This is a genomic window from Amycolatopsis sp. NPDC059235, assembly GCF_042754125.1.
Taxonomy (GTDB): Bacteria; Actinomycetota; Actinomycetes; order Mycobacteriales; family Pseudonocardiaceae; genus Amycolatopsis; species Amycolatopsis albidoflava.
The window spans coordinates 1-10940 of sequence record NZ_JBHZAG010000162.1; the positions used below are offsets into that span (position 1 = coordinate 1).

Annotated in this window: 10 protein-coding genes; 6 read left to right on the forward strand and 4 right to left on the reverse strand. The window is 69.3% G+C overall.

Annotated features, from left to right (window positions below; genetic code table 11):
* Positions 1 to 159: 159 nt before the first annotated feature.
* Positions 160 to 684, reverse strand: coding sequence for a CHAP domain-containing protein (locus tag ACFXI3_RS46090; RefSeq protein ID WP_344271396.1), 525 nt, complete (start codon positions 682 to 684; stop codon positions 160 to 162).
* 233 nt (positions 685 to 917) lie between these two features.
* Between ACFXI3_RS46090 and rpmE the strand changes: the two genes are divergently transcribed.
* The gene (gene rpmE, locus ACFXI3_RS46095) at positions 918 to 1145 is read left to right on the forward strand and encodes a 50S ribosomal protein L31 (protein ID WP_043832086.1); all 228 of its coding nucleotides are present in this window, start codon (positions 918 to 920) and stop codon (positions 1143 to 1145) included.
* An 81-nt stretch (positions 1146 to 1226) separates the two neighbouring features.
* Positions 1227 to 2297, forward strand: coding sequence for a peptide chain release factor 1 (gene prfA / locus ACFXI3_RS46100; RefSeq protein WP_344271403.1), 1071 nt, complete (start codon positions 1227 to 1229; stop codon positions 2295 to 2297).
* Positions 2298 to 2300: 3 nt separating this feature from the next.
* Here prfA and ACFXI3_RS46105 read toward each other — a convergent pair whose 3' ends face one another.
* Genes ACFXI3_RS46105 through ACFXI3_RS46115 form a run of 3 tightly spaced genes read right to left on the reverse strand, consistent with a single transcriptional unit; the run spans position 2301 to position 5277 of the window.
* Positions 2301 to 3728, reverse strand: coding sequence for a hypothetical protein (locus ACFXI3_RS46105; protein WP_378408499.1), 1428 nt, complete (start codon positions 3726 to 3728; stop codon positions 2301 to 2303).
* Positions 3729 to 3763: 35 nt separating this feature from the next.
* Positions 3764 to 4543 carry a TIGR03619 family F420-dependent LLM class oxidoreductase gene (locus ACFXI3_RS46110; RefSeq protein WP_378408501.1) on the reverse strand — a complete coding sequence of 260 codons (780 nt, stop codon included), beginning with the start codon at positions 4541 to 4543 and terminating at the stop codon, positions 3764 to 3766.
* On the reverse strand, positions 4540 to 5277 hold the full coding sequence (locus ACFXI3_RS46115) for an alpha/beta fold hydrolase (RefSeq protein ID WP_378408503.1): 738 nt from the start codon (positions 5275 to 5277) through the stop codon (positions 4540 to 4542). The genes ACFXI3_RS46110 and ACFXI3_RS46115 overlap by 4 nt, the downstream gene beginning before the upstream one ends.
* A gap of 56 nt (positions 5278 to 5333) precedes the next feature.
* Here ACFXI3_RS46115 and ACFXI3_RS46120 point away from each other — a divergent pair, with 56 nt between their 5' ends.
* The 4 genes from ACFXI3_RS46120 to ACFXI3_RS46135 all read left to right on the forward strand — a co-directional run bounded on the left by ACFXI3_RS46120 (position 5334) and on the right by ACFXI3_RS46135 (position 10458).
* On the forward strand, positions 5334 to 5678 hold the full coding sequence (locus ACFXI3_RS46120; protein WP_344271414.1) for a MerR family transcriptional regulator: 345 nt from the start codon (positions 5334 to 5336) through the stop codon (positions 5676 to 5678).
* Between the two features lie 76 nt (positions 5679 to 5754).
* Positions 5755 to 6621: a peptide chain release factor N(5)-glutamine methyltransferase gene (gene prmC / locus ACFXI3_RS46125; protein ID WP_344271416.1), complete on the forward strand. Its 867-nt coding sequence runs from the start codon at positions 5755 to 5757 to the stop codon at positions 6619 to 6621.
* 398 nt (positions 6622 to 7019) lie between these two features.
* The gene (locus ACFXI3_RS46130) at positions 7020 to 9137 is read left to right on the forward strand and encodes a M6 family metalloprotease domain-containing protein (RefSeq protein WP_378408505.1); all 2118 of its coding nucleotides are present in this window, start codon (positions 7020 to 7022) and stop codon (positions 9135 to 9137) included.
* Between the two features lie 130 nt (positions 9138 to 9267).
* Positions 9268 to 10458 carry a hypothetical protein gene (locus ACFXI3_RS46135; protein ID WP_378408507.1) on the forward strand — a complete coding sequence of 397 codons (1191 nt, stop codon included), beginning with the start codon at positions 9268 to 9270 and terminating at the stop codon, positions 10456 to 10458.
* Positions 10459 to 10940: the final 482 nt, after the last annotated feature.

The window sequence follows — 10940 nt, forward strand, 5'->3', positions numbered from 1 at the left end:
TCCCTTTTACACACAACCCGGCCCCCCCCCAGGGCTGCGGGGGGGGGGCGGTGTTGGTTGTGGTGGGCCTTGATGCACTCCTTGAGGGAATCAGATTCCCCCAAGGAGTCCTTCACGGACGTTTCTCCCCGCACCGGGGAGGTGGCACGGGGAGAAAACTCAGTGGCGGGGGACGGCGGCCGGGGTCCAGCCGCGGTAGTTGTTGAAGTAGCTCGTGGAGCTGCCGTGGCCGATCTTGCCGCCGACGCTGGTGGCGTAGAACCCGCCGTTGCCGTCCGCGATGCCGACGTGGCCGTAGGCGCTGATGTTCCAGTACACGAACGAACCGGCGGGCGGCTTGCCGCTGGTGTGCTTCGGGCTGGCTCCGTTCCAATGTGCGTTGGCCGACGCCCAAACCCCGGTGGTGCCGTACGAATTCTCGGCGGCCTTCTCGCAGTAGTGCTCCCACCCGGTGCTGCCGGCGTGCGCCTTGTACCAAGCGACAGCACCGGCCGGGGTGCCGTCCGCGGCACCGGTCAGGTTCGCCTCGGACACCTCCGAGAACGTGCCCGCGGCGGGGTTCACGTCCGCGGCGGTGATCCCGTCGGCGGCGTTCGCGGCAGGCGCGAAGACCGCGGCGGAAGCGGCCAGCGCCAGCACGGCGGCCGGCTTCGCGAGCCGGGTGAGCAGGTCGGTCGTGCGCATGTCCGGACCTCCAGTAAGTGAGCGATTCACGAACTCGGCCAGCTTCACGCCATCAGGTACAAAATCCGTACAATGCGAATGTCCTTCACTACCCACTGTCGCGGCGGACCGTGGAATACCTGGTCACCGGGGTGTGTTGAAGCCCGTGCCAGCACGTCTGGCAGAATGACCCGCTGAAGTCCGGCACCGGTTCACCCCGCACTGGGGACCCGGGGCCAACGAGAGAGGACACCATGAAGAGCGGTATTCACCCCGAATACGTGACCACGACCGTCACGTGCAACTGCGGGAACAACTTCGTCACCCGCAGCACGAAGGAGTCGGGTCAGATCCACGTCGAGATCTGCTCGAACTGCCACCCCTTCTACACCGGCAAGCAGAAGATCATGGACACCGGTGGCCGGGTTGCCCGGTTCGAGAAGCGCTACGGCAAGCGTCAGCAGAAGACCGACGCCAAGTAGCTTGTCCGACGGCGCCCACCCGCACGCCCGGGTGGGCGCCGTTGTTCTGTCCGGGCTTGTTCGCGAGAGGGAGACGGCGAAGTGGATTCGAGTTCGCTCAAGGGGCTGCTCGACGAGCACGCACAGCTGGAACAGCAGCTCGCCGATCCCGCGGTGCACGCGGACCAGGCCAGGGCCCGGAAACTGGGCCGCCGCTACGCCGAGCTGAGCCCGGTCGTGCGCGCGGTGCGCGAGCTGGACCAGACCCGCGACGATCTTTCCGCGGCCAAGGAACTCGCGGCCGAGGACGCGGCGTTCGCCGCCGAGGCCGACGAGCTGGCGGCGAAAATCCCGCAGCTCGAAGCGAAACTCACCGAACTTCTCCTGCCGCGCGACCCCTACGACGGCTCCGACGTCGTCATGGAAATCAAGTCCGGCGAAGGCGGCGAGGAATCCGCGCTGTTCGCCGGCGACCTGCTGCGGATGTACCTGCGCTACGCCGAACGGCACAACTGGAAGGCCGAGGTGCTCGACTCGACGGAGTCGGACCTTGGCGGCTACAAGGACGTCACGCTGTCGCTCAAGAGCAAGACCGCGGATGTCGAAGGCGTGTGGTCGAGGCTGAAGTTCGAGGGCGGGGTGCATCGCGTGCAGCGCGTGCCGGCCACCGAATCGCAGGGCCGCATCCACACGTCCGCCTCCGGCGTGCTGATTTATCCGGAACCGGAAGAGGTCGAGGTCGAAATCGACCCGAATGACCTCCGTATCGACGTGTTTCGTTCTTCGGGCCCCGGCGGGCAGAGCGTGAACACCACCGACTCGGCCGTGCGGATCACGCACCTGCCGACCGGGATTGTCGTGTCGTGCCAGAACGAGAAGTCGCAGATCCAGAACCGCGCGCGGGCGCTGCAGGTGCTGCAGGCGCGGCTTCAGCAGGTCGCCGAGGAAGAGGCGGCGGCGAAGGCGTCGGACGCTCGTCGTTCGCAGGTGCGGACGGTGGACCGTTCGGAGCGGGTGCGGACGTACAACTTCCCGGAGAACCGGATTTCGGATCACCGGGTGAATTACAAGGCGTACAACCTGGATCAGGTTCTGGACGGCGAGCTGGACGGCGTGCTGGACGCGCTGGCCACGGCCGACCGGGAGGAGCGGCTCGCCTCGCAGGCGGGCTGATTCTCAGACTGCGGCAGGGATTTCGTCAGCCGTCGGGTCTTCAGCGTGCTCCGGCGCGCGTTCCTCGCGGGGGAGCAGGCTGAGGACCGCGAACACCACGGCCAGCACGGTCGGGAACAGCGTCAGCAGCTGGTGCTTCACGCCCTCGATGCCTTCGCCCAACGCAGACAGCCCCAGCTGTCCTGCAGCGAAGAACACCAGTAGGAACGCGACAATCCCGTACTCGCGCCGATTCCGGCGGAACGCGCGCACCCCGGCCCAGCCGACGAGCACCCAAATCGGCACCAGCGCGAACAACCCGAGCGGCGCGATCAGCGCGGCCAGCCCGGAGAACACCGGAACCCGGTATTCCTTCGACAGCCGCGGCTGTCCGGACAGTTCGCCGAAGCTGCCGAGGTTTGCCGGACGCGCGGTGAGGGCGTCGACCCCGCCCTGCTGCAGGATTTCGGCGGTGCGCCCAGGGTGCGTCGCGTAGTAGTGCAGCACGTTGCGGCGGCTGATTTTGTCCTTGTACTGCGGGTAAAGCGGGTCGTGCCAGGCCGCGCGCTCGCCCCACCAGCCGGTGCCGACGTACTGTTCGAACGATTCCGGCAGCCCGAGCGCGGCGAGGTCGGCCTTCGTGTCGTGCTTTCCGTCCACAATGGAGTCGAAGACCGCGTGGTACATGTTGGCCTCGCGGTATTCCGCGTTGGCCGGGTCGCCCTGGGACTGCACCGCCAGGGTGCCCGCGCCCACAATCGCGAGCACCGCCAGCGGCAGCACCCAGCGTTTCCGGCCGCGCACGCCGGACGGCCGGGTCAGCAACAGCGCGAGCGCGAAAAGCGGGATGAGCAACAGGGTCTGCGACTTGGCGTTGATCCCGATGAGTCCACCGAGGACAGTCACCGCGGCACCAGCCCAGCGCAGCTTTCCGGGGCGGTGCAACAGGAACAGGCCGCCGCAGATCAGCAGGATGCCGAGGAAAGCCGCGCCTTCGCTGAGCACCGACGCGAAGTAGCCGAAGAACGCCGAGTCGCCCATCACGAGCAGCAGCAAGACCGTGGCGATCAGCCGGTTTCGCCGGTTCAGGTCGAGGCCGAGCACCGTGACGGTGATCGCGCCGGCGACCAGCACGCAGGTGAGCACGCCGAGCACCAGCAGGTTCAGCACCCCGGAGGCACCGAACAACGCGCCGATCTTGCCCGCCGCCCAGTCGAGCCAGGCCTGGCTCGAGACGTAGGCGGAATTACACGGCGGCGCGGACCCGTAACTGAACCGGACGAACCCCTCCGACGGCCGGTCCAGCTGCCGCCCGCCGAGCTGGCACAGCAATCGCCAGCCGTCGCCGTTGTCGGCCATGCCGACCGGGCGCGGCACCAGGAACCGCACCAGCAACAGTCCGAGCGAGGCGACGAATAACCCGAGGCCGAAGCGCAGGTCCCTGGATCTCACCAGGCGGAGTCTATGGGGCGGGCCCGGGGCTGACGTCAGGCGGTTGCCGCGGCGAAGGCGGCCATCCGCTCCTCGTATCCGTCGTCACTGCCGAAATGCACGGCTACCGCGTCCGCACCGGCCTCCCGATACGCACGGTAGGTCTCGACGGCCGCGCTCAGGTCCTCGCTGAACTGCTGCCGGGCGATCCGCCGCACGCGCCGCCCAGGATCGAGCCGAGCCAGCGTCGCGACTCGTTCCGCGAAAGCCTCCGGTGAGAGGCCCGCGCTGAGCCACTGGTCCCCGGCCCGAACCGCGCGGCGCAGCGCGACCGTCGAGTTCCCGCCGACCAGGATCGGAATCCGCCCCTGCGGCCGAGGCTCGAAATACCCGCCAGCCCGGCCGCGTCCGGTGGTGAACAGCTGGTCCAGCAGCGAAAGCGTGTCGTCCAGCGTCGCCCCGCGCCGGGAGAAATCCGCGCCGATCTCCGCGAACTCCGGCTCGTTCCACCCCGCGCCGACGCCGAGAATCAGCCGGTGCCCGGACAGGCGGTCGATCGTCGCGGCCTGCTTGGCCAGCAGATACGGCTCGCGCAACGGCGCGATCACCACGGACGTGCCCAGCTGCACCCGTTCGGTCGCCGCGGCCAGATAGCCGAGCGTCGCCAGCGGCTCGTACACCCCGCCGAAGACCTCGCCGAACGGTTCCGGCGGCAGCACGTGGTCCGGCAGCCAGACGGATTCGTACCCCAGCTCCTCGGCCAGCCGGGCGAGGTCGGCGAGGCGCCGCGGGGTCAGGTCGGGCGCTTCGTTCGGCAGGACTGCCTGGCGGGTCATCGCAGCACCTTCCGGATCGCGGTGAGCCAGGCGTCCGGCGCTTCGTCGGTGATGCCGTGCCCGGACTCGATCTCGACCAGCTCCGCGCCCGGAATGCCGTCGGCCAGCTCGCGCGAATGCCTCGGCGGCACGAGGGCGTCCAGCGTCGTGGCGATCACCAGCGTCGGGACCGCGATCGACGCCAGCTCGGCCCGGGTGTCGACGGATCGCACCAACTCGACCTGCTTCGCCGTGCCCGCGGGCACCGATTCGGCCAGCCCGGCGACCGTCGCGGTGAGCTGCTCCGGTGTCAGCGTGGCGAGGAACTGCTCGCTGAAGGCGGTCAGCATCAGGAACTTGGCGAGCAGGGTGCGGTCGCCCTTCAGCAGCTCAGCCCATACGTCCAGCGCCAGCTCCATCCGTGCGTCCGGCCGGGCGAGGCCAGCCGTAAGGATGAGCCCGGTCACGCGATCGGGATGCCGGGTGGCCACGCGGACCGCGACGGCCGTGCCGAGCGAGTAGCCGAGGACGGTGAACTGCTCGACACCAGCGTCGACGGCGGTCGCGACCAGGCCGTCGGCGAGTTCGTCGAGCGTGCCGCCCGCGGCGGGGTAATCGGCCCCGACCACGGTGTGCGTACGGGCGAGATCGTCCAGCAGCGGGCCGAAATTGGCCCGCACGCCGCCGCCCGCGCCGTGCGCGAGCAACAGGCCGGGGCCTTCCCCGAGAACGAGAGGCGCGAAATGTTCTGTCATGTTCGCGACGTTAAAGATTGACACCAGTGTGAAGGCCAGACGCGGGGGAGAATCGGATGCTGATCGGCGAACTCGCGCAGCGCACCGGCGTCGCGCCGCGGCTGCTGCGCTACTACGGCGAACAGGGGCTCCTGGACTCGGCGCGCAACACGAGCGGCTACCGGGTGTACGGCGAGGAGGCCGTCGTCCGGGTGTGCCAGATCCGGAAACTGCTGGCCGCGGGCCTGACCACGGAGATGATCGCCCAGATGCTCGACTGCGCGATCGGTCCCGCCGCGCACCTGGACCTGTGCCCCGACCTGGTCCGCAGGCTGCGCGGGGAACTGGCCGAGGTGGAGCGCCGGATCGGGGATCTCGCCCAGCGCCGCGAAGTCCTGTCCGGGTATCTCGGCCAGGCGTGAGGCCCGCGCGGGCCGCGGGTCGATACGCTGAGCAGCACCCCCGTTGGGGGCAGCTTCGACGAGTGAAGGACGACCAGTGAATCGGCAGCCGCTGCGCCTGGCCATCATGGAGGCCACCCGGATCCTCACCGAGGCGGGCGTGGAATCGCCGCGGTCGGACGCGGATCTCATCGCCGCGCACGTGCTCGGCGTCGAACGGGGCAGGCTGCCGATGGTGCCGCTGGTCGACCCGCCGGTGATCGACGCGATCGGGCAGCTGGTCGCGCAGCGCGCCAAGCGGATCCCGCTGCAATATCTGACCGGCTGGGCCGCGCTCGGCAACATCACCGTCAACGTCGGCGCGGGCGTGTTCGTCCCGCGCCCGGAGACTGAGTTGTTGCTCGAATGGGGCGTGAAGTTCCTGCAGGGCCGCGAATACCCGGTGGTGGTCGACCTGTGCACCGGCTCCGGCGCGCTGGCGCTGGCGCTCGCGCACGAACGCCCGGACGCGGTGGTCTACGCGGTCGACGTCGACCCGCAGGCGCTCGCCTGGGCCCGGCACAACGCCGACGTGCACACCGCGGCGGGCAACACCCCGATCCGGCTCTACTCCGGCGACATCGCCGACCCGACGATGTTCGCCGAACTCGACGGTCTCGTCGATCTGGTGCTGTGCAACCCGCCTTACGTGCCGGAGGGCACGCCAGTCCCGCCGGAAGTCGGCGAGCACGACCCAGCCCGCGCGGTCTTCGCCGAGGAAAGCGGCCTGGCGGTGATCCGGCACGCGATCGCGGCCGGTGCGCGATTGCTGCGCCCCGGCGGCGGCCTGGCGATCGAACACGACGACACCCACGGCTCGGCAGTCCCCGCACTGGTGCGAGCGCGGCGGGTGCTGACCGGGGTCGAGGACCACCCGGACTACACGGGGCGCGCCCGCTTCGTCACCGCCCGCCGTCTGGGCTGAGGCCGCGCTAGTTCTCCGAAGGTCCGTGAAGGGCTCCTTGAGGGAATCTAAGTCCGTGAAGGGGCCCTTCACGGACCGCTGTTGGCCGTGAAGGGCTCCTTGAGGGGACCCAAGTCCGTGAAGGGAACCCTCACGGACTTGCGCTGGTCCGTGAGTCACCTTCACTGACTTGGAGGTCGTGAGGGGAACCCTGAGGGACTCAGAGTCCGTGAAGGTTCCCCTCACGGACCGCCCGCCGCACCCGGCCGGTCGCGCTGCGCCATTCGCACCTTTGCCCCTGTCTTGCCCGACTTTCGTCGTGCGGCAGCGGGGTGGATTTCGTTCGCCCGCCTAACGATCACCGTTAGCGTCGGGCCTCGGGACCGCCGGGCGGACCGGCGGAGAAGTGAGGAGCGAGGATGAGATCCCCCTTACCCCGCCGGAATCACCGCACCCGGACCACCGGCCTCGGCAGCATCCGGCTCGGCGCCGACCGCGCCTGGACCACCAGCGCCCGGACGGCCCGCGCCCGGATCAGCCGCCTCGGGGTCGCCCGCACCCGGCGCGCCCGCGGTCGCGCAGCCGTAGTCGTGGCGATCGCCGCACTGGCACCCGCGCTGCTCGCCGGGACCGCCGCGGCCGATCCGCTCACCGGGGGCTGGCCCGCGCCGCTCGACTCCGCGCATTGGGCCGACCAGGCGAGCATGACCTGGCAGGACTACCGCCACGTGCCCGGCACCAACTGGGCCGATCCGTCGCTGAAACCGACCGTGCGCAAGTTCAAGGGCGCCGTCGTGCTCGCCGACTACCCGGACGCGGACTTCGTCGTCACGAAGCCGCCGCATTCGACCGTCTTCGGCAATCCGTCGCCGTCGGCGAGCAATCTGCCGCGGGAAAAAGTCGCGCAGCACTACCAGGATTTCCTCAACAAACCCGAAACCCTGAACCACGGCCACACCATCAACGAGTACTGGATGGAGGACTCCGGCGGCCGGTTCGGCGTCGACCTCACCGCGTTCGGCCCCTACCGGATGCCCGGCAAATCCTTCGAGTACGGCATGGAAATGCAGCCGGAGGACTGTCCGGCGAACGCCGACTGCACCCGCGACCTGCGCAAGGACGCGGGCGACGCGTGGCGCGCCGACGTCGGTCCGGTGGCCGACCAGTTCGACTTCATCTTCTTCCTCTCCGCGGGCCAGGACGAAAGCTCGACGTGGCAGGAATTCGGCGAGATGAAGTTCGGCACGAAGGAGAACGTGCCCGCCGAATTCGGCCCGCCGGGCAGCAAACCCGGCGACCAGAACTGGGCGCACACGCGCTATGTGCCGTGGACGTCGTGGGCCTCGGCGTCGACCATCTGGCCCAACGCGGCCAACGGATCCTCGACCCAGGCCGAAAGCTCCGGCCAGGGCGTGTTCGCGCACGAGTTCAGCCACATCCTCGGCATCGGCGACAACTACAACAACCCGTTCGGCGACCCGCCCCGGCGCTCGTACACCGGGCCGTGGGAAATGTTGTCGCGCGGGAGTTTCAACGGCCCCGGCGGCCCGCACACGCGCTGGCAGATCCCGGCGACCGAAGGCGGTTCGATGGGCGCGCACCACATGCTGCGCAACAAACTCAAGCTCGGCATCGTCGATCCGAAGGCCGTCCTGAACCTGGACCGGAATCAGCTCGCCACGACCGGTCCGGTCACCGCTCGCGTGACCGCTCGGGAAGCGGAGCCCGCGACCGGCGCGTACGCGGGCGTCACGATCGCGCTCACCGGCGGCGACCGTTCGCCCAAGTGCGATCCGGCGACCGATCCGAAGTGCGACGGCGGGGGGTACGATCACTACAGCCTCGAGGTCGTCGACCGGATGGGTTCGGACTCGTTCGCGCCGGATTCCGGCGTCCTGCTGGCCAAGACCAAGGCCAAGGATGCCGCGCCGTTCGAATGGATCGTCGACGCGAACCCGCAGGACATCGGCCTGACCGACTACGTCCGCCCGGACGGCACGCCGGTCAAGATCACCGTCGGCGACTACCGGCAGCTCAACGACGCCACGTTCAAGGCGGGCACCGGCGCGGCCGGCGGCTACGAGTACACCGACGAGGCCAACCGGTTGCGGTTCCTCGTCACCGACCTCGACCGGGACAGCCGCGGCGTGCTGTCGTACACGGTCACCGTCGCGTCGCTCGACGGTGCCGGACCGCAGGCGCGGGGCGCGTGGCTGTGGCCCGCACTGCCCGCGTTCACCCGCGGCGGGCTGGCCACCTGCGACTTCCGCCTGTCGAATCAGGGTTCGGCACGCGGCGCGGCGGCCCCGTACGACCAGGACACCTACCGGCTGACCGCGTCCACCGACGCTCGAGGCTGGGAAGTCCGGCTCCCGAACGCCTTGGCCACCGCCAAGTTCGGCAGCTCGACGCAAGTCCAGGCGTACGCGAAACGCTCGGCGGACGCACCGCACACCGCTCGTGTCCGGCTGACCGCGACGTCGATCGCCGACCCGTCGAAGTCAACGACCACTGCCTGTACCGCGATCGGATTCTGAGCACGGAAAGGCGCCATCCGTCCACCGGCGGATGGCGCCTTTCGGCTGGGCGGCAACTGCTTGCCCCGCCGCAAGGCCACCCCCTACCTTGGGGCGGCCGAACAATCAGACTTCTGGGGGAGTCATGTTCATGCGTCATCGAATCACCGCCGGATGCGGCGCCGCGCTCATCGCCGCCACAGCGCTCACCGCGAGCGCCACGAACGCGTCCGCCGCCGCCGGGCCGACCACGCTGCCCGCCAGCCAGTACACGCTGACCTCGGACTATCACAAGTACGACGCGGCCTACTCGGGCCTGTCGTCGAAGCTGCACACCGTGCCAGTGCACACGGTGATGGACAACGCGAACCACGACCGCCAACCGCTGCCCTCGACGTTCAACCCGGCCGGCCTCACCGGCGGATTCCGCTTCGACGACGGCGACAACAGCGACTGCACCAACTATCCGCAGGGCATCACCACCAGCCGCGACGCGGTCGGCGGCGACAACGGCGGCAACTACGACGGGCACCAGCTCGTCGCGGTCAGCTGGTACACGCGCGACAAATGCGGCGGCAAACAGGTCCGCAGCCGGATCACGCTCGCCGATTGGGACGCGACCTATCCGAACAAGTACCGCAAGATCCTGCTCGTCGAACCGACCGGCACCACCGCTTCGCCGAACTACAAGGACATCCCGATCCACGCCGGCGGCGTCTCCTGGTACGGCGACTACCTGTACGTCGCCGACACCGGTGGCGGCATGCGGGTCTTCGACATGCGCAAGATCCTCGAGGTCAACTCGGGCGGCACGGCCGATCAGATCGGCCTTTCCGGCGGCCAGTACTACGCGCACAACTACCGCTACGTCCTGCCGCAGGTCGGCACGGTCGCCGCGCACACCACGTCCGGCACGAACCTGGCCTGGTCGAGCATCTCGCTGGACCGGGTGAGCAAGTCGATCGTGATGACCGAGTACACCTGCAAGGCGGACTGCACGGACTACCCCAACCGCCCGCCGCGCGCGGTGCGCTTCCCGTTCGCCTCGGGAGCGACGACGTTCGCCGCCTCGACGACGGCGAGCCAGGCCCTGCAGCTGCCCTGGTACAACCTCAACGGCGTCGCCTCGCACAACGGCCGCTGGTGGTTCAACTCCTCCGCCCAGAAGCAGCTCTACTACTGGACCCCGACGGCGGGCCCGGCCACGCACGCCTGGGTGAGCAGCGGGGAGAGCATCTCGTACTGGGAGGACCCGAAGGACGCGGATCTCTTGTGGTCCCTGCAGGAGGGGGCCGGGAACCGGAACGTGTTCGCGGTGAAGCAGGCCAGTTACGGCAGTTGATCGCCTGACCTTCGGCCACCTGACCCCTCGGGTCCGGTGGCCACCCGGCCAGGCTCGGTCCGGTGCGGCCGCGCCCCGCACCGGACCGAGCCCTCCGCCCTGTTCCTGACGAAATGCCCCCAATGAGGTTTCTCAGCGGTGCGGTGTGTGGCGGGTTCGTTGTCGCGGTGGCTGGCCAGGGGTGCGGAGCACCGCCTGGGGTCAGCCTGGTCGCGTGGCTCCGCTCTTGGCGAAGGTCCGTGAGGGGAACCCTGAGGGACTCAGAGTCCCTCAGGGTTCCCCTCACGGACCTTCGGCGTCACGCGTCAGGGCAGCCGCGCGACGCGAGAACCCTGCGCAAACGGGGTCTCCCCGCAGGGCTACGCGGTGGCATGCGGCGCGGGGCGGCTGGCAGCTGCGGCGATGCGGCCGACCCTCGCCGCTCCCTGCTCCCGAAGCCGTCCGTGAAGGGCTCCTTGAGGGAATCTGATTCCCTCAAGGAG

Bases quoted from the DNA above. Each gene is read 5' to 3' on its own strand.
- rpmE (WP_043832086.1), top strand. From the start codon at position 918: ATGAAGAGCGGTATTCACCCCGAATACGTGACCACGACCGTCACGTGC.
- ACFXI3_RS46120 (WP_344271414.1), top strand. From the start codon at position 5,334: ATGCTGATCGGCGAACTCGCGCAGCGCACCGGCGTCGCGCCGCGGCTG.
- ACFXI3_RS46110 (WP_378408501.1), bottom strand. From the start codon at position 4,543: ATGACCCGCCAGGCAGTCCTGCCGAACGAAGCGCCCGACCTGACCCCG.
- ACFXI3_RS46115 (WP_378408503.1), bottom strand. From the start codon at position 5,277: ATGACAGAACATTTCGCGCCTCTCGTTCTCGGGGAAGGCCCCGGCCTG.
- ACFXI3_RS46135 (WP_378408507.1), top strand. From the start codon at position 9,268: ATGCGTCATCGAATCACCGCCGGATGCGGCGCCGCGCTCATCGCCGCC.
- ACFXI3_RS46130 (WP_378408505.1), top strand. From the start codon at position 7,020: ATGAGATCCCCCTTACCCCGCCGGAATCACCGCACCCGGACCACCGGC.
- ACFXI3_RS46090 (WP_344271396.1), bottom strand. From the start codon at position 684: ATGCGCACGACCGACCTGCTCACCCGGCTCGCGAAGCCGGCCGCCGTG.